The organism is Pectobacterium parmentieri, assembly GCF_001742145.1.
Taxonomy (GTDB): domain Bacteria; phylum Pseudomonadota; class Gammaproteobacteria; order Enterobacterales; family Enterobacteriaceae; genus Pectobacterium; species Pectobacterium parmentieri.
In genome coordinates, this window is sequence record NZ_CP015749.1 from 1,195,232 (window position 1) to 1,212,419 (window position 17,188).

The following is a 17,188-nucleotide window of genomic DNA, read 5'->3' on the forward strand; positions in this document are numbered from 1 at the left end:
CTAGCCAATTGTCGTGAATGACGGTGTTTATTGCATCAAAGGATAGGGAATACACAAGGAATAAAAGAGGGGAAAACAAAAAATGGTGCGTTCAATTGGACTCGAACCAACGACCCCCACCATGTCAAGGTGGTGCTCTAACCAACTGAGCTATGAACGCATTTAGATACCGGACTGCCTGTCTGACAGCGGGGCGAATAGTAGCGAGCAAGGGGAAAACTGGCAAGAAGAAAAATGCAATTTTGTGTGCTTGCTGGTGCGATTGCTGAGCTTGTATCCATTCCGTCGTTTTTTTCGACGATACCCGCCATACTTCAAGCTGTTTGTGCGTTGGTTGCTCTTAAATACTCTGCCCATCGTGGGCCTCGCCCTAAAGGGCAGCTGCAAGCAGCGTTCAAGTCTGCTCCCGGCAGATTTGTCACCCCAGTCACATATTTGTATAAGCTCCTGGAGATGAAATGAGAGACTTCCTGTCTCTCACCGAAGGCCAGCCGTTGGCTGGTCAAATTCGTTCCCGACGAATTTGTCACTCGGTTGCCGCGTTACAAGGCCATAAATGAGCCTTGCCCTAAAGGGTCAACGCAGAGCGTTGTTCAAAACGCTAGCGTTGTGTCACGCAACTCGAATTATTTAGGGTAGAAAACAGAGTGAAACGTTATCTAGCGGGCGGCCCGCGCCAAAATTCGCGCGGCGGGCTGACGCTGAAGAAAACGAATACGCGTCACCATCATCACGGCTGCGGCTGTCAGGCCAATGATGAAACCACACCAAAATCCCGCAGGCCCCATGCGTGGCACGATGACATCCGTCAACGCCAGCAGATAGCCGCTCGGTAACCCCAATACCCAATATGCCGTAAACGTAATATAAAAAATCGAGCGGGTGTCTTTATAACCGCGCAGTATGCCACTGCCGATCGCCTGAACCGCATCGGAGATTTGATAAATGGCAGCTAACAGCATGAGCTGAGCAGCCATCGCGACTACCAGAGGATCCTGATTGTAGAGCAGGGCGATAGGCTCACGCAGTAGCGTGGTAAAAATTGCTGTGCAACTGGCTAACGCCACACCGGCCATGATACCGGTGTGCGCGGCAATGCGGGCGTTTTCAACCGACCCTTCCCCTAAACGGTGTCCGACGCGAATAGTCGTGGCGACGCCAACCGAGAGCGGGAGAACGAACATCAGTGAACTGAAATTCAGGGCGATCTGGTGACCGGCCACATCAACGACACCCAGAGGTAACACCAACAGTGCTACCACCGCAAATAGTGTAACTTCAAAAAGCAGTGCCAGCGCGATAGGTAAACCGAGGCCAAACAGTCGCTTAAGTACGGTAAAATCTGGCCGGAATGTCGGGCGATGAAGGCGGATATCGCGTAGCCAGGACGCGCGTCGGGTATAAAGCATCATCAGTAGCATCATGATCCAGTAAACCGATGCCGTAGCCACGCCGCAGCCGACGCCGCCCAGTTCGGGCATACCAAATTTACCGTGGATAAAGATATAGTTAATCGGGATGTTGATTAACAGCCCAATGAACCCAATCATCATGCCGGGATAGGTTTTGGACAGCCCTTCACACTGGCAGCGCAACACCTGATAGAACAGATAGCCGGGAACGCCCCACAGCAATGCATGCAGATAACCGATGGCTTTTGCTGCCAGTTCCGGTGAGTCGGTGCTCATTAGATTGATGGCATATTCACCCTGATATAGCACCAGCATGGTCAGCAGAGAAATGATGGCGGCCAGGAAAAACGATTGTCGCACCTGATGAGAGATGCGATCGCGACGGCCGGAACCGTTAAGCTGTGCGACAACAGGCGTTAACGCCAACAGCAGACCGTGGCCGAAAAGAATGGCGGGTAGCCAGATGGACGTCCCTACTGCGACGGCGGCCATATCGGTGGCGCTATAAGCACCTGCCATGATGGTGTCAACCACACCCATTGATGTTTGGGACACTTGCGCAATAATGACAGGAACAGCAAGCGCCGATAATTTACGCGCTTCTGTCAGATACTGTTGCACGGATACCTTCCTTGAATGACTTAATTTTGCTAGCGGGATGAATAATCTGGATATGAAAAACGTCAAGAATAAAATGAGAGCGTTATTGTAACGACTTAATAAAAGTAAACCAGCATGAAAGAGAATATATTCTTTTTGTTACGCTGCGGTTTCGATCGCGTTTAACGCGCGGTATTCCGGTTTGGTTTTCCGTGGAATATCGGGCACACTGCACAGCGTCATTTCTTTGTTTTTAAGAGGCAAGCCGCATGTTTACCGGTATTGTTCAGGGCACCGCACCTGTGGTGTCAATTGAAGAAAAATCCAATTTTCGTACTCACGTTGTTCAACTCCCCCCCGACCTGCTGCCAGGGCTCACGCTCGGTGCATCGGTGGCGCACAACGGCTGCTGCCTGACGGTGACGGCTATTGATGGCGATCGTGTCAGTTTTGATCTCATGAAAGAAACGCTGCGGCTAACGAATCTGGGGGATATTCATGAAGGCGATGTCGTGAATATTGAGCGAGCGGCGAAATTCGGTGATGAAATCGGTGGACATGTGATGTCGGGCCACATTATGTGTACGGCGGAAGTGGTTAAGATCCAGGTTTCAGAGAACAACCACCAGATTTGGTTCCGCCTGGCAGATGAAGCGCTGATGAAATACGTGCTGCACAAAGGTTTTGTCGGGATTGATGGCATCAGCCTGACGGTGGGCGAGGTGACTCGCGGGCGTTTCTGCGTGCATTTAATTCCAGAAACGTTGAATCGCACAACGCTAGGGCAGAAACGTTTGGGGAATCGCATTAATATTGAAATCGACCCACAAACTCAGGCCGTGGTGGATACCGTCGAGCGTGTGCTCGCCAGCAAGCAGGCGAGCGAACTCGGTAGCGAAGATTAAGTTTTGTGTTGCCTATTTTGTTAAACCGGATGGATGTGCTCATCCGGTTCCTCTTCTTCTCAACGCAAAACGCGTAATCCACCGTCAATGCCATTAATGCTGAAGACGACCTGCCAGAGCTGAAGATCTCTTGCTCTGAAGGCTCCGGCACACGCGTTCAGATAGTAGCTGAACATCCGACGGAAGCGGGCAGTATAGCGTGTGGAAAGCTGGGGCCATCCTTGCTGAAAGCGCGTATGCCACGCCATTAATGTGCGATCGTAATCGGTGCCGAAGTTGTGCCAGTCCTCCATCACCATGTAAGGCTCGCTTGCCTGCGCAATGTGCTGGATGGATGGAATACAGCCGTGGGGGAAGATGTATTTATGCATCCAGGGATCGTTACTATAAGAGGCCGTTTTGTTGCCCCCGATGGTATGTAACAGGAACAACCCATCTGGCTTTAGATTACGCCGCACGACGCTAAAGTAGTTGTCATAGTTGCGCGGCCCGACATGCTCAAACATGCCTACCGATACTGCGCGGTCAAATTGCCGATCGAGATCGCGGTAATCCTGTAACGCAATGATGACATCCAGCCCCTGACAGCGCTGTTGTGCCAGCGTCTGCTGTTCCCTGGAAATGGTGATGCCATACACGGAAACACCGTAGCGACGTGCCGCGAACTCAGCAAGCCCGCCCCAGCCGCAGCCGATATCCAGCAGAGACATGCCGGGCTTGAGCTGAAGTTTTTCGCAAATCAGGGTGAGCTTATCTTCCTGCGCGCATTCCAACGTTTGCGCTTGTTTCCAGTAAGCGCAGGAATATTGCATGTAAGGATCCAGCATCAGGGCAAAAAGGTCATTACCCAAATCGTAATGCCGTTCGCCGACCACTCGGGCGCGTCGGTGGGATTGTAAATTCGTGACGCGAGCGGCGGCGATCCTCATAAGATCGCGCAGACGGCGGGGGAGTGTATTCTTTAGCCCGGCGCGTAGGACGAGATGGAAAAAGATATCCAGCCGTTCACACTCCCACCATCCGTCCATATAGCTTTCACCTAATCCCAGCGAACCTTTTTGCAAGACGCGTTTAAAAAAATCAGGGTGGTTGACGCAGATATCAAAAGGGCGGGGGCCGTTAATGGCGATATCCGCCGTGGCTAACCTGTCTTGCATGATGTTGAACCAGGGCGAGGTATGGCTACGCTGTTCTTTTGCATAAGGTGTACCCATGATGTCTCCTAAATTTTTCACGTGTGAAAGTATGGAAAAACATACCTGGACAGCACTTACCGCAGCCGATGTATCGGCTGTCACCAGAGAAAAATGAAGAAGACATTTGCACATAAGCAGGTGGTTATCTGCCCATTGGCAAAAAACGCGTATCCGCTTACTTACGTGCGGCTATCGCTATTTGGGGTGTTATCAGTGAAAGTGAAACGCAGTTTTCAGTTTAAATCTGCTTCAGCCAACGTACAAGAAAATTGGCTGAAGCTGACAAGGGAAGCAGGCAGGAATTAAGAAAATCGGTCTATGTTGGATCGCCGAGGTTAGCGGCGATAATCGCGGAACGGGCCGTCGGCAACCGAGCGGCGTTCAATCAGCGTCGGATGCACTTCAATGACGTGTGCATCTTCGCGCTTGCTGGTAATCCGATCCAGCAACATAGAGAAGGCGGATTGGCCCAGACGCTCTTTCGGCTGATGGATGGTAGTCAGTGCCGGTGTAAAGAAACGCGCGTGACGCACATTGTCATAACCGATCACCGAAATGTCCTGTGGTACACGTAACCCCAATTCGTCTGCCGCACAAATGGCACCCATCGCCATGATGTCGCCACCACAGAATACGGCGGTGGGTCGCTGTTTTTGCGCGAGAATCTGATGCATGGCTTTATAACCGGATTCCGGTTCAAAATCGCCCCGCACGACCCATTCATCGCGCACGGTGATGTCGGCTTCCTTCAGGGCTTTTAAAAAGCCAAGGTAGCGCCCGTTCCCCGTGTTGCGCTCTTGTATCCCTGGGATGGCACCGATATCCCGATGGCCGCGTTCAATCAGATAGCGACCCGCCATATAGCCGCCTTCAAAGGCGTTATCGATGATGGTATCGGTGAAATCGCTGTGCATCTGCCCCCAGTCCATGACGACCATGGGAATGCTGCGATAATCTTCCAACATGCCCAAGAGTTCTGGCGGGTATTCGGCACACATGACCAGCAGGCCGTCGACGCGTTTTTGCGCCAGCATCGAGAGATAAGCGCGCTGTTTACCGATGTCGTTATGAGAATTACACAGCACCAGCGTGTAACCTTTGGCATAACAACTGTTTTCGACTGCTTCAATGATCTCAGCGAAATAGGGTGCTTCGCTGGATGTGGCCAGCAAGCCGATAGATTTAGTGTGATTAACTTTGAGGCTGCGGGCGACGGCGCTGGGCGAATAGTGCAATTCCTTGATTGCTGCCCTGACGGCTGCCTTAGTCTCTTCGGCGACGAAACGTGTTTTATTGATCACGTGCGATACGGTTGTGGTGGAAACGCCAGCACGTTTTGCCACATCTTTAATCGTTGCCATCTAAAAATGACTCCTGAACTTACCTGTTACAGACGTAAGTATATTGTTAATCGTTTGCCTACGTTTAAAGTTCTTCTTCTAAGCTAAAAAACAGGATTTCAGAAGGAGAGTGCCGAATGTTATACCGAAGGGATCTGGCTTGACGTTTTTCGACTGATACGCAGCGCTTTCATAAACAGCGGATTGTGTCCGATTTATCATGAAAGTGAAAGGGCTAATTTATACTATTAGTGACGCATTCGTCGGAGATTTTTCGCTAGAATTATGAAAGAATCATAATAACCCTATTATTTGTCGCCTTAACTGCCTAAGCAGATTCGGCTGTGAAGGGGGCGTCTTTTTTTTCAGATGAAGTTTCAGATGAAATTTGTTTGCTAATAAGGAGTGGTTTATGGATACAGATCTGAAGATGTCTTTGCTGACAACCGTCGGCTCGTTGGCTGTGATCATCGCGTTTAGTTTCATTGCGGTGTTGAACTAATCCTTCAGTGCTTTTGCGCGGGTTAGGTATTCAGACAGGTTTATGGCGAATAAACGTGTCTGAATACGCTTCTGTTCGACGAATCGTCTCTTAACGAATCGTCTGTGGTGTCACTACGCGACGCGCTCCAACATAGTGCTCCTGCCAATAATCTTCACTTAGCTTGCTGATACGAATATCTGAACCTGTACGCGGTGACTGGATAAATTTGCCTTCCCCCAGATAAACCCCGACGTGATCGGCCGCACCACGATTATTGATGCGGAAGAAGACCAGATCGCCACTTTCCAGATCACTCTTTTTAATCGGCGCGGCATCACGCAGATGGTACATTTCGTTTGCGGTGCGTGGGATTTGGATCTTAACGACATCTTTATACGCGTAATAGACCAGTCCGCTACAGTCGAATCCGGTAAAAGGAGATGAACCGCCCCAGTGGTAAGGTTTACCGATCTGGCTCATCAACTTATTCATTGCTGTCGTTTTGGCGTGCTGATAGCGTTTTTTATGTGCCGCACTCAGCGTCATCCCTTTTTCTGTGGTTGGTGGCTCTTTATCCACTTTCCCTTTGAGCGTGGCCTTCTTCAACCCGGTTTTGACTCTGGTCTGTGCGATTGTTTGCTTATCTTCTCCAGATTTCAGCTTTTTAAGGTTTTTTCTCACTAGCGCAGGTGTGTTGCCTTGCGTCCGTGATGATGCCTTTTCTGTCGATTTGTTCGCCGTGCGAGATTTGGTTTTATTGCTGACTGCGATGGGTTCTGGTTTTTTGCTTTTGATTGGCGTCGGTGATTTAGCATTACCCTTTGTTTGACGACCTTTCTTATTCGTTTCTTCAACGGTGCTTTTCTTCGGTGCAGAATGCGGGGTATGCGGCGCAGCCTGAACGATGTTCAGGGATAGGTTGCTGAAAAATAATATAAAAAGAGTAATAAATAAGCGCATAATAAAAGTGACCGAACATAATCCTTAACTCGCTCAATCCGCACAGTATTCCTGAAAACGGCGTCATAAAAAAGTGGGCACGGTCGCTTTATTCATACAGAATAGTGAAAAAACGTTAATAGTTATTTTTTCGTTTGATTTATCAGCGTTTTCTGGCGTTGATTTCATCAATGCTGAATAATCGAGATAGAAAAATAACCCTACAAAAAATGGCGTTTTTTTGTAGCCAGTGGCATCGGTACAATATCATTGAGTCAATGTCGCTGTCTTAACACTCTGACGGCGACTCATGGCTAGCGTTTTGGACGTTAGCCATCCTATAGATTTAAGGAAGCAAAAAGATGACGACACCGACAATTGAAAAAATTCAGCGCCAAATTGCTGAAAACCCGATTCTGCTGTACATGAAAGGTTCCCCAAAATTGCCAAGCTGCGGTTTTTCTGCACAGACCGTTCAGGCATTGTCTTCTTGTGGCGAACGCTTTGCTTATGTTGATATTTTACAGAACCCGGATATTCGTGCTGAGCTGCCAAAATACGCGAACTGGCCGACATTCCCACAGTTGTGGGTGGACGGCGAGCTGGTTGGCGGTTGTGATATCGTGGTTGAAATGTTTCAGCGCGGTGAACTGCAACAACTGATCAAAGAAACGGCTGATAAATACAAAGCGCAGCAGGCCGAGCAAGAGTAATGCTTTAAGCATATGTAATAACAATGCTAAGTATTGTTATGTTGTGAGCGTGAATATTCCAGCGGGTGCCTTATGGCACCCGTTGTTTTTTTACCACTAATTTTCGCGTTTTCTCAGTCTTCGGTTGACGCGTCTTCGGCAGCGTTTTCTTCCAGCGCAAGTGGCCACCCACCCAGACGTTTCCAGCGATTAACCAACTCACAGAATAATAATGCGGTCTGGTTGGTGTCATACAGCGCGGAGTGCGCCTGGCTGGAATCAAACGCAATGCCGGCGGTAATACAGGCTTTAGCCAGAACCGTCTGGCCCAGAACCAGCCCGCTGAGCGCGGCGGTATCGAACGTGGCGAAAGGGTGGAACGGGTTACGTTTCAGGCTACAACGATCCGCTGCCGCTGCCATAAAACTGTGATCGAACGTGGCATTATGCGCCACGATAATCGCGCGGTTACAGCCCTGATCTTTAATCCCTTTACGCACAACTTTGAAAATTTCGTGCAGCGCATCGTATTCGCTCACCGCGCCGCGTAGCGGATTGGTGGGATCAATACCGTTAAACGCCAGCGCTGCAGGCTCTAGAATCGCACCTTCGAATGGCTCAACATGAAAATGTAGGGTTTCATCTGGCTGTAACCAACCGTCTTGATCCATTTTTAATGTTACCGCCGCGACTTCCAGCAAGGCATCGGTTTTCGCATTAAACCCAGCGGTTTCAACATCAATCACTACCGGGTAAAACCCACGAAAACGGCCGCTCAGGGCGTTCAGATCACTTTTATCAGCCATTTGTCTCTTAATTGTCAGCAAAACGCAGCGCGCATTATTGCAAATTTTGACCGGAGATGCAGCATGCCCGTTGGCTTTCAAACGGTGGAAATAGCAGAAGACAGGAGGAATCGAAGGAGGAGAACAGGTGCCGATGCAGCACCTGTAGAATACGGGATATTAGTGACCGATGCCGTTACCGGCGTGGGCGTTCTCGATCAATTCGATTTTATAACCGTCTGGATCTTCGATGAATGCGATAACGGTAGTACCGCCTTTGACTGGGCCAGCTTCACGCGTCACATTGCCACCTGCTTTACGGATACGCTCACAGGTTGCGGCAACATCGTCAACGCCCAACGCGATATGACCATAGGCGTTGCCTAAATCATAGCTGTCGACGCCCCAGTTGTAGGTCAGTTCGATAACGGCACCTTCGCTCTCTTCGGTATAACCGACGAAAGCCAGTGTGTATTTGTATTCGGTATTTTCGCTGGTGCGTAGTACACGCATTCCCAGAATCTGGGTATAGAAATCAATAGAACGTTGTAAATCGCCAACACGCAGCATGGTATGAAGTAAACGCATAATGCCCTCGTTAAAAAAGTGCAACAAAAGGGAAGTATAGCGTTGTGGCTCTGGTGAGTCCAAGCTGTTGGGATGATGCTAAAAATGCGACACGATGGTGAGGTTTGTGTTAAAACGTACTAACCGGAGGGGTTAATTGCGCTGTAGGGGAATTTTAGGCTACCTTGCGTATAAAAAAATCGTCAGTGATTACAATGCTTATCTAATTATTTTCATTGTGACGGTCCGTTTGGGCTTGCCAGCAGTAAAGAACAGGGCTTCAATAAATAGAGTTGTCGCGGGAGGTAGTGTGCCAGAGCAACTTGAACTCTTTGTTGTCCCTAATCCGTGCCGTGGTATTTGTCAGGCGGATGACAGCGGATATTGTCGCGGTTGCTTTCGCAGCCGTAACGAACGCTTTAGTTGGAGCCAAATGAGTGATGCGCAGAAACAGGATGTGCTGCGTTTGTGTCGGCAAAGAATGAAACGGTCACAGCGTTCAGAAAAAACCGATACACCAGCAGAGTCCCATCAGCCATCGTTGTTTTAAGCCATATTGTCTTAGATGATCTATTTACGTGAAATTTTGTTTAAGCAACGCAGGCGCGTTCGATTGAATAAAATAAGCCTAAGATCATTTTTAAAAGGCGTTTATTTGATAGAATCGCTTTCCGTGAAGGTTCTATTTTTACGATAATAATATCGTTTTTTTATTCTTATAAATCAGAGTTGATTGCAATCCAGGGATATAACTTAGCGTGCTAACAATAAGGAGAGGTGATGGAATTGCCATTAGGATCTGATTTAGCTCGTCTGGTGCGCGTGTGGCGTGCACTGGTCGATCACCGATTAAAACCACTTGAACTGACTCAGACGCATTGGGTCACGTTGCATAACATATACCACTTACCCCCCGGCCAGTCGCAGATTCAATTGGCTAAAGCAATCGGTATTGAGCAACCCTCATTAGTCCGAACATTGGATCAACTTGAGGAGAAGGGGTTAATCACTCGCCACGTTTGTGCTCACGATCGTCGGGCAAAACGTATTATGCTGACCGAATCAGCAGAACCAATAATACAGGCAGTCAATGGTGTAATTAGTCATACACGAAGTGAGGTGTTATTTGGAATTACGCCGGAACAGGTTGATGAATTAGCGCTGTTGGTTGCGCGTCTTGAGAAAAATATATTGGCATTACATGAAAATCAAGTGTAACTAAATTTGGGTTACGCAGAGGGAGAATAAAATCCCGGTAATATTACTGATACCAATTATTGGTTATTTATTCCGGGAATTGTTTATTCGTTGTGACGATCGCCGCAAAAAGCGGCGATCGTCACACAACGTTAGCGTGGCGAGACAGTGATGCTGCGGCCATTGCTGGCCATGGCAACACGTTGGCCTGCGCTGAATTTCGTATCGCCCTGTTTCTGTACCACCATAATGGTACTGCCGTCATCACGACGGATTTCCAGCTCTACGCCCTGTGTACGGTTCAGCGCACCTGTCGCGCTTTGACCCGCAACCCCACCCGCTACGGCACCCGCCGCTGTCGCCAGACTACGACCGGAACCACCGCCGATAGTATTACCCAGGAAACCACCCAGTACAGCACCGCCCAGCGCGCCGATAACGTTAGAATCTTCCCCCGCCTGAATCTGAACCGGACGCATAGAAACGATGGTGCCGTAAGTAACGGTCTGCACCTGTTTAGCTTCGGATGCGCTGTACACATCACCGGAAAGCGTACTGGTATTAGCACAACCAGCGAGCGTGATACCCGCAAGGGTAACCACAAGCAAACGCTTCATCATAATAAAAACTCCTTAATAGCGAATATGTCGGGCTGGCTCAGCCTCGGCCGACGCAGTGTTATACCCATAAATTATGGTCTGGCTCAGAGTAGCATGCCACTCTTTTTACTCTTTTTTTCAGAATATAAGAGTGCGCTTAAATTGCGTCTAAACAGAGGAGTAAATAGCACAACATTCGACTTTTTTTGTAGCAAATATTATCAAAACCCCACTTTTGGTTAAAACCTAATCCGTATGGCAAAAACGCAAAAAATTTAATAATTCAGCGTGTTAACGTGCTATTTTTATTCTTAACGTAACGGTTGTTATCGGTGTTCTCTTTTTAATCCCACAGGGGAAAAGGCTATATAATGAGATCAGGCAGATATATTGGCGTGATGTCCGGCACCAGTCTTGATGGTGTTGATGTTGTGCTAGCCGCGATTGACGAACATACGGTTGCTCAGCAGGCCAGCTACTGTCACCCGATACCCCAGGATATCAAAATGGCTATCCTGGGGATGTGTCAGGGGCAGGCAGTGACGCTGTCGGCGCTGGGCCAGTTGGATACGCGCTTGGGGATTTTGTTTGCCGAAGCGGTACTGACGTTGCTTAAAGAGACAGGGCTGGGGGCGCAGGATATTACCGCGATTGGCTGCCATGGGCAGACGGTCTGGCATGAACCTACCAGCGACGCACCGTGTACGTTGCAGATAGGCGATAATAACCGTGTCGCTGCATTAACGGGTATCACGACCGTGGGCGATTTTCGTCGCCGCGATTTGGCTTATGGTGGGCAAGGAGCTCCACTGGTGCCATCATTCCATCATGCGCTGTTACTGCATCCTGTCGAGCGTCGTATCGTGCTCAATATCGGAGGGATCGCCAATCTGTCACTGCTGGTGCCGGGTGCGCCCGTGCGGGGTTACGATACCGGACCGGGGAATATGCTACTGGATGCCTGGATCTGGCGGCACTGCGCACAACCGTATGATAAAGACGCCGTATGGGCGATGAGCGGTCAGGTGAATCCGCTATTGCTACGTCGGATGTTGGCCGATCCTTATTTTGCGTTACGGGCACCGAAAAGCACCGGACGTGAGTATTTCAATCTGGGCTGGTTGGAAAGAATGCTGGCTGGCCTGCCACCGATTGCGCCGCAAGATGTTCAGGCGACGCTGGTTGAACTGACGGCCATGAGCATTGCTGAGCAGGTGCTACTGGTTGGTGGATGTGAGCGTTTATTAGTCTGTGGTGGCGGTGCGCGTAACCCGCTCATTATGATGCGCCTCTCGGCCCTATTGTCGGGTATCGAAGTCAGCAGTACGGATGAATATGGCGTGAGTGGCGATGATATGGAGGCGCTGGCATTTGCCTGGCTGGCGTCGCGAACGCTATCGGGATTGTCGGGCAATCTGCCGTCCGTCACGGGGGCGAGTCAGGAAACGGTGTTAGGCGCGATTTATCCGAGCAATGTGGATTAATCAGATTTTACCGAGAGGTTCGTGCTTATCCTCTTGTTAAACTTCAATGAGCGGCAGCGTCAACGGTCGCCATTGACAAGAATGACAGGAGGAAAAATGAAACAATTGCTGACGGGAACCGCGCTGATTCTGCTGAGCGGATGTAGCTATTTTGGTCATAAACAGACAGTGGAAACGCTGCATTATCAATGTGGCACTATGCCGCTAACTGTCACGCTACAGCCGGGTGGCGAAAAGCCTGCGCAGGTGAGTTTTCTGCTGGATGGCGAACGTTTAGCGCTTCCTCAGGTGGTGTCCGCTTCTGGCGTCAGGTACAGCAATGACACCTATACGTTCTGGAGCAAAGGCGATCGTGCATTTATCCAACGAGGTGAACGCGTTATCGTGGACGATTGCATGTTGTCACCGATGTAACTGACACAGAACGTTAGTGGTGCCACTGCTGATTGCGATTTTTCGGGTACGGGAGCAGAATGAGGTTTTCGCCCGCTTCTGGCCCGACATTGCGATAGCAGGATATTATGACACAGGAACGCTCCCCCTCTGACGCTACTCCGCTTCTTCACCTCAACGATATCGCTGACATCCGCCGCGAATACACGCGAGGCGGACTGCGCCGTGGCGATCTCCCTGCTAACCCGCTGGATTTATTTGAACGCTGGCTGAAACAGGCGTGTGAGGCGAAACTGGCCGATCCTACTGCGATGTCTGTCGCGACCGTTGATGAACACGGGCAACCCTATCAGCGTATCGTTTTGCTTAAACACTATGATGAGAAAGGCATGGTGTTTTACACCAACATGGGCAGCCGCAAAGCGCATCATTTGGAAAACAACCCACGTATCAGCCTGCTGTTCCCTTGGCATATGCTGGAACGGCAGGTGATGGTGTTGGGGCGCGTAGAGAAATTGCCGACGCTTGAGGTGTTGAAATATTTCCATAGCCGTCCGAAAGACAGCCAGATTGGTGCGTGGGTATCAAAACAGTCGAGCCGGATTTCGGCGCGCGGCGTGTTGGAAAGCAAATTTTTGGAATTGAAGCAAAAGTTCCAAAGTGGTGACGTCCCTTTACCGAGTTTTTGGGGGGGCTTCCGCGTCGTCATCGATTCTGTCGAATTCTGGCAGGGCGGTGAACACCGCTTGCATGACCGATTTTTCTACCAGCGACAGGGAGAGAGCTGGCAGATTGATCGTTTAGCGCCTTAATCACGAAATATCCGTGTTAAACGCTGGCGCTCCTACCATCGGCACTTTATTCTATGAAGTTTCGCGTTAGCTGGATATTGCCCGGTGATATGGCGTGCGTGGTCTGTTGCGTAAGGCAATGCAGCAGCGAAATTATCATGCGGTAGCAGACAGGTATGCTGCGCATTTCTCACGGCTCTGTGCGTAAACCCAAAGGGAGCGTAATGGCCTGTTTTTATAAAAATGGAGTTATCGATGGCGAGTAGTAACCTGATTAAACAATTGCAAGAGCGGGGCTTGATTGCCCAGGTGACGGATGAGGAAGCGTTAGCAGAGCGGCTGGCGCAAGGGCCAATTGCACTGTATTGCGGTTTTGATCCTACCGCTGACAGCTTGCATTTGGGGCATCTGGTGCCACTGCTCTGCCTGAAGCGTTTCCAACTGGCGGGTCATCAACCGGTAGCACTGGTCGGTGGGGCGACGGGGTTGATCGGCGACCCAAGTTTTAAAGCCACTGAGCGTAAGCTGAACACGGCTGACACCGTGGGTGAGTGGGTAGAAAAAATCCGCCGTCAGGTTTCTCCCTTCCTGGATTTTGACTGCGGTAAAAACAGCGCGATTGCGGCGAATAACTACGATTGGTTCGGCAGTATGAACGTGCTGGATTTTTTACGTGATATCGGTAAGCATTTTTCTGTTAATCAGATGATTAGCAAAGAAGCCGTCAAACAGCGTTTAAACCGTGATGACGTCGGTATTTCGTTCACCGAATTTTCTTACAACCTGTTGCAGGGATACGACTTTGCCTCGCTGAACAAGCAGCATGATGTCGAACTGCAAATCGGTGGTTCTGACCAGTGGGGCAACATCACGTCTGGTATCGATTTGACGCGCCGTATGAATCAGAAGCAGGTTTACGGTTTGACCGTTCCATTGATCACCAAATCTGATGGCACGAAATTCGGTAAAACGGAAGGTGGCGCAATCTGGTTGGATGCCAGCAAAACCAGCCCTTACAAATTCTACCAGTTCTGGATCAACACGGCAGATGCCGATGTGTACCGCTTCCTGAAATTCTTCACATTCATGAGTCTCGAAGACATCGATGCACTGGAAGAGGAAGACAAGAATAGCGGCACAGCGCCACGCGCCCAGTATGTACTGGCCGAAGAAGTCACGCGTATGGTACACGGTGAGTCGGGTCTGGAAGCGGCTCGTCGTATTACGCAAAGCCTGTTCTCTGGCGCATTGCAGGATATGACGCAGGACGACTTTGCTCAGCTCGCGCAGGATGGCATGCCGATTATCGAACTGGAAAACAGCGCTGATTTACAGCAGGCGCTGGTCAGTGCCGAACTGGTGCCGTCACGCGGTCAAGCGCGCACGATGATCGCTTCAAATGCGGTAACAATTAACGGTGAAAAACAGGCGAATCCTGAATACACCTTCAGTGCTGCCGACCGTCTGTTTGATCGCTACACCTTGTTGCGTCGCGGTAAAAAGCACTACTGCCTGATCTGCTGGCAAGCATAAGCATTACTGATAAGGGAGCGTAAGCTCCCTTTCTTCTTGTAAGTTGAGGCGCATAGGCGCTGGCAAGGGTTTGAGTCATAGCTAATGAAAAATATACTTTCCATCCAATCACATGTCGTTTTTGGCCATGCGGGTAATAGCGCGGCAGAGTTCCCGATGCGTCGGATGGGCGCAAACGTTTGGCCATTGAATACGGTACAGTTCTCGAACCATACCCAATACGGGAACTGGACGGGGTGTGTGATGCCTGCCAGCCACTTGACTGAAGTGGTGCAGGGGATTGCGAATATCGACAAGTTGAAGACGTGTCATGCGGTGTTGAGTGGTTATATCGGCTCTGCTGAACAAGGCGAACATATTCTGGATATTGTTCGACAGGTAAAAGCCGCCAACCCTGCTGCATTGTACTTCTGCGATCCTGTGATGGGGACGCCGGAGAAAGGCTGTATTGTTGCCCCCGGCGTTTCTGATTTTCATTGCCATCAGTCGCTGCTCGCGGCTGACATTATCGCGCCGAATTTGCCTGAGCTGGAGCTGCTTGGTGGCCGTACCGTGCATAACGTGGCGGAAGCCGTGGAGACCGCACGAGCACTGTGTGAAAAAGGGCCAAAAATCGTTCTGGTGAAGCACCTTAGCCGAGCGGCAAGTCGTGAAGACAGTTTCGAAATGCTGTTGGTCACACCGACGGATGCCTGGCACATTAGCCGCCCGTTGGTAGAGTTTGAGCGTCAACCTGTAGGTGTGGGCGATTTAACTAGTGGGTTGCTGCTGGTTAACCTGCTGAAAGGTGTAGCGTTGGATAAAGCGCTGGAACACACAACGGCGGCAGTGTATGAAGTCATGCTAGTGACAAAAGAAATGAATGAGTATGAACTGCAACTGGTTGCTGCTCAGGATGGTATCGCCAATCCGCGCCATCATTTCCAGGCTGTTCGCCTGTCGTGAAACGAATAATGCCCCGTAACTCGGGGCATTATTGTGCGTTATTCTTTCAACCTTTCAACCTTTCAACCTTAAGTGCGGTAGCGACGGAAGGGCGCTCGGCAATATGGTCGAGATAGGCGGCCAGCGCAGGGTAGCGGAACATATCCAGCTTTAACGACTGTGCCCAGCGCATCACGGTAAACAGATACGCGTCGGCGATACTGAAGCGGTTGGCGACCAGATAGTTTTGTTCACTCAACACCAGGTTGATATAACGGAATTTGACCTGCAAATACTCAGTCAAGAGCTCTTTATACGTTTCCGGCGTGCCGGGACGGAAGATCGGCGTAAACGTTTTGTGCAGTTCAGCAGAAATGTAATTCAGCCATTCAATCGTATGGTAGCGTGCTGTACTCCCGGTGGGGGCGATAAGGTTACAGTGTGGAACCAGATCGGCGATGTATTCGGCAATAGCGACGCCTTCAGTCAAGATAGAGCCATCATCGAGCTCTAATGCTGGCACCATTCCCTTTGGATTGATGGACATATAGTCGATTCCACGCTCTGTCTTTTTCGTGCGCAGGTCAACCTTCTCCAGTTTGAACTCCAATTTGGATTCGATCAAAACGATGTGTGTAAAAAGAGAACTGCTTTCAGCCTTGTAAAACAGTTTCATGAAAACCCCTTTCTATTATTATTTTTCCACCAACACATGCGCTGATGATGGTTGAATGACGCCATGTCGTTTTTTTACAACAAAACGTAACGATAGAGTGTGAGGCTTCTTGCAAAATACTCCTTATGTATGATTGCTGTATGAAATTTGGACGGTTTTGACGGAGTAAAGTCAAATTATCATGCCATTCTGGGACTACTTTTCGGGTTTGAGCGTTTTGCCATGCCGAGAATGATGTCATATGTAATACATACAACTGACTGTGGTACGGATCGCCCACTGGTCACCAGATACGATGTGCAGGTGAGCCCGCTAAATAAAATGATCCGGCTACTTTTTGAAGAAAATACTGTAAATCGGCTGTGTGAGTGATGCTTTTCAACGAGAGATCGCTAGAGGTTAATTAATTATTACTAAATTTATTGATAAGAAAAATTTCATTAGTGACAGGTTTCGTATTTTTCATGATAACGTCAATTTAAGTTATTACCCATGGTTAACGTATCATTAATATTTTAAAAATAGGAAAGGATATGAAGGGACGTTGTTTTCGTTTTATTCCTAATGAACTACCCCTTTATTTATCATGTGTAATAAAGAAGAGGTAGTTATGCTCAATGATTTTCGCAAAAAGCCCGTAATATTAATTAACTATGATGTTTTCTATTATA

18 protein-coding genes and 1 tRNA gene are annotated in these 17,188 nt (G+C 49.4%); 10 read left to right on the top strand and 9 right to left on the bottom strand.

Annotated features, from left to right (window positions below; genetic code table 11):
- Positions 1-83 precede the first annotated feature (83 nt).
- Together A8F97_RS05310 and A8F97_RS05320 are read right to left on the bottom strand one after the other, a co-directional pair.
- A tRNA-Val gene (locus A8F97_RS05310) sits at positions 84-160 on the bottom strand.
- A 499-nt stretch (positions 161-659) separates the two neighbouring features.
- Positions 660-2,033, bottom strand: a complete 1,374-nt coding sequence (locus A8F97_RS05320; RefSeq protein WP_014700295.1) for an MATE family efflux transporter — start codon at positions 2,031-2,033, stop codon at positions 660-662.
- Between the two features lie 248 nt (positions 2,034-2,281).
- On the opposite strand from A8F97_RS05320, the gene A8F97_RS05325 reads away from it, so the two are divergent.
- Positions 2,282-2,917, top strand: a complete 636-nt coding sequence (locus tag A8F97_RS05325) for a riboflavin synthase (protein WP_014700294.1) — start codon at positions 2,282-2,284, stop codon at positions 2,915-2,917.
- Positions 2,918-2,976: 59 nt separating this feature from the next.
- On the opposite strand, the gene cfa is transcribed toward A8F97_RS05325, so the two are convergent.
- A complete protein-coding gene (gene cfa, locus A8F97_RS05330) occupies positions 2,977-4,131 on the bottom strand; it encodes a cyclopropane fatty acyl phospholipid synthase (RefSeq protein WP_033071627.1) in 1,155 nt (384 codons plus the stop codon).
- A 317-nt stretch (positions 4,132-4,448) separates the two neighbouring features.
- Positions 4,449-5,474 carry an HTH-type transcriptional repressor PurR gene (gene purR, locus A8F97_RS05335; RefSeq protein WP_014700292.1) on the bottom strand — a complete coding sequence of 342 codons (1,026 nt, stop codon included), beginning with the start codon at positions 5,472-5,474 and terminating at the stop codon, positions 4,449-4,451.
- Positions 5,475-5,865: 391 nt separating this feature from the next.
- On the opposite strand from purR, the gene cydH reads away from it, so the two are divergent.
- Complete coding sequence (cydH, locus tag A8F97_RS23810; RefSeq protein ID WP_014915740.1) at positions 5,866-5,955, top strand: cytochrome bd-I oxidase subunit CydH; 90 nt, start codon at positions 5,866-5,868, stop codon at positions 5,953-5,955.
- A 90-nt stretch (positions 5,956-6,045) separates the two neighbouring features.
- Here cydH and A8F97_RS05340 read toward each other — a convergent pair whose 3' ends face one another.
- On the bottom strand, positions 6,046-6,897 hold the full coding sequence (locus A8F97_RS05340; RefSeq protein ID WP_014700291.1) for a C40 family peptidase: 852 nt from the start codon (positions 6,895-6,897) through the stop codon (positions 6,046-6,048).
- A 341-nt stretch (positions 6,898-7,238) separates the two neighbouring features.
- Here A8F97_RS05340 and A8F97_RS05345 point away from each other — a divergent pair, with 341 nt between their 5' ends.
- Positions 7,239-7,589: a Grx4 family monothiol glutaredoxin gene (locus A8F97_RS05345; protein WP_014700290.1), complete on the top strand. Its 351-nt coding sequence runs from the start codon at positions 7,239-7,241 to the stop codon at positions 7,587-7,589.
- Positions 7,590-7,702: 113 nt separating this feature from the next.
- Here the strand turns inward: A8F97_RS05345 and rnt are convergent, their stop codons facing one another.
- A complete protein-coding gene (gene rnt / locus A8F97_RS05350; RefSeq protein ID WP_005972538.1) occupies positions 7,703-8,374 on the bottom strand; it encodes a ribonuclease T in 672 nt (223 codons plus the stop codon).
- Positions 8,375-8,533: 159 nt separating this feature from the next.
- Positions 8,534-8,941, bottom strand: coding sequence for a lactoylglutathione lyase (gloA, locus tag A8F97_RS05355; RefSeq protein WP_010276601.1), 408 nt, complete (start codon positions 8,939-8,941; stop codon positions 8,534-8,536).
- A gap of 289 nt (positions 8,942-9,230) precedes the next feature.
- Between gloA and A8F97_RS22985 the strand changes: the two genes are divergently transcribed.
- Both A8F97_RS22985 and slyA read left to right on the top strand, forming a co-directional pair.
- Positions 9,231-9,470, top strand: coding sequence for a DUF1289 domain-containing protein (locus tag A8F97_RS22985; RefSeq protein ID WP_014700289.1), 240 nt, complete (start codon positions 9,231-9,233; stop codon positions 9,468-9,470).
- 230 nt (positions 9,471-9,700) lie between these two features.
- On the top strand, positions 9,701-10,138 hold the full coding sequence (gene slyA, locus A8F97_RS05360; RefSeq protein ID WP_005972535.1) for a transcriptional regulator SlyA: 438 nt from the start codon (positions 9,701-9,703) through the stop codon (positions 10,136-10,138).
- A gap of 131 nt (positions 10,139-10,269) precedes the next feature.
- Here slyA and A8F97_RS05365 read toward each other — a convergent pair whose 3' ends face one another.
- Positions 10,270-10,737 carry an outer membrane lipoprotein gene (locus tag A8F97_RS05365; protein WP_005972534.1) on the bottom strand — a complete coding sequence of 156 codons (468 nt, stop codon included), beginning with the start codon at positions 10,735-10,737 and terminating at the stop codon, positions 10,270-10,272.
- A gap of 350 nt (positions 10,738-11,087) precedes the next feature.
- Between A8F97_RS05365 and anmK the strand changes: the two genes are divergently transcribed.
- The 5 genes from anmK to pdxY all read left to right on the top strand — a co-directional run bounded on the left by anmK (position 11,088) and on the right by pdxY (position 15,862).
- Positions 11,088-12,200, top strand: coding sequence for an anhydro-N-acetylmuramic acid kinase (gene anmK, locus A8F97_RS05370; protein ID WP_015730661.1), 1,113 nt, complete (start codon positions 11,088-11,090; stop codon positions 12,198-12,200).
- A gap of 96 nt (positions 12,201-12,296) precedes the next feature.
- Entirely contained in the window at positions 12,297-12,614 is a 318-nt protein-coding gene (locus A8F97_RS05375) for an MliC family protein (RefSeq protein WP_033071626.1), read from the top strand.
- Between the two features lie 107 nt (positions 12,615-12,721).
- Complete coding sequence (gene pdxH, locus A8F97_RS05380) at positions 12,722-13,405, top strand: pyridoxamine 5'-phosphate oxidase (RefSeq protein WP_014700286.1); 684 nt, start codon at positions 12,722-12,724, stop codon at positions 13,403-13,405.
- A gap of 234 nt (positions 13,406-13,639) precedes the next feature.
- Positions 13,640-14,917: a tyrosine--tRNA ligase gene (tyrS, locus tag A8F97_RS05385; RefSeq protein ID WP_014700285.1), complete on the top strand. Its 1,278-nt coding sequence runs from the start codon at positions 13,640-13,642 to the stop codon at positions 14,915-14,917.
- Positions 14,918-15,001: 84 nt separating this feature from the next.
- On the top strand, positions 15,002-15,862 hold the full coding sequence (gene pdxY, locus A8F97_RS05390) for a pyridoxal kinase PdxY (RefSeq protein WP_033071625.1): 861 nt from the start codon (positions 15,002-15,004) through the stop codon (positions 15,860-15,862).
- Positions 15,863-15,908: 46 nt separating this feature from the next.
- On the opposite strand, the gene gstA is transcribed toward pdxY, so the two are convergent.
- Positions 15,909-16,517: a glutathione transferase GstA gene (gene gstA, locus A8F97_RS05395; protein ID WP_025918524.1), complete on the bottom strand. Its 609-nt coding sequence runs from the start codon at positions 16,515-16,517 to the stop codon at positions 15,909-15,911.
- Between the last annotated feature and the right edge of the window lie 671 nt (positions 16,518-17,188).

Coding starts and splice junctions, on each gene's coding strand:
- A8F97_RS05325 (WP_014700294.1), top strand. CDS start 2,282: ATGTTTACCGGTATTGTTCAGGGCACCGCACCTGTGGTGTCAATTGAA.
- cfa (WP_033071627.1), bottom strand. CDS start 4,131: ATGGGTACACCTTATGCAAAAGAACAGCGTAGCCATACCTCGCCCTGG.
- purR (WP_014700292.1), bottom strand. CDS start 5,474: ATGGCAACGATTAAAGATGTGGCAAAACGTGCTGGCGTTTCCACCACA.
- cydH (WP_014915740.1), top strand. CDS start 5,866: ATGGATACAGATCTGAAGATGTCTTTGCTGACAACCGTCGGCTCGTTG.
- A8F97_RS05340 (WP_014700291.1), bottom strand. CDS start 6,897: ATGCGCTTATTTATTACTCTTTTTATATTATTTTTCAGCAACCTATCC.
- A8F97_RS05345 (WP_014700290.1), top strand. CDS start 7,239: ATGACGACACCGACAATTGAAAAAATTCAGCGCCAAATTGCTGAAAAC.
- rnt (WP_005972538.1), bottom strand. CDS start 8,374: ATGGCTGATAAAAGTGATCTGAACGCCCTGAGCGGCCGTTTTCGTGGG.
- gloA (WP_010276601.1), bottom strand. CDS start 8,941: ATGCGTTTACTTCATACCATGCTGCGTGTTGGCGATTTACAACGTTCT.
- slyA (WP_005972535.1), top strand. CDS start 9,701: ATGGAATTGCCATTAGGATCTGATTTAGCTCGTCTGGTGCGCGTGTGG.
- A8F97_RS05365 (WP_005972534.1), bottom strand. CDS start 10,737: ATGATGAAGCGTTTGCTTGTGGTTACCCTTGCGGGTATCACGCTCGCT.
- anmK (WP_015730661.1), top strand. CDS start 11,088: ATGAGATCAGGCAGATATATTGGCGTGATGTCCGGCACCAGTCTTGAT.
- A8F97_RS05375 (WP_033071626.1), top strand. CDS start 12,297: ATGAAACAATTGCTGACGGGAACCGCGCTGATTCTGCTGAGCGGATGT.
- pdxH (WP_014700286.1), top strand. CDS start 12,722: ATGACACAGGAACGCTCCCCCTCTGACGCTACTCCGCTTCTTCACCTC.
- tyrS (WP_014700285.1), top strand. CDS start 13,640: ATGGCGAGTAGTAACCTGATTAAACAATTGCAAGAGCGGGGCTTGATT.
- pdxY (WP_033071625.1), top strand. CDS start 15,002: ATGAAAAATATACTTTCCATCCAATCACATGTCGTTTTTGGCCATGCG.
- gstA (WP_025918524.1), bottom strand. CDS start 16,517: ATGAAACTGTTTTACAAGGCTGAAAGCAGTTCTCTTTTTACACACATC.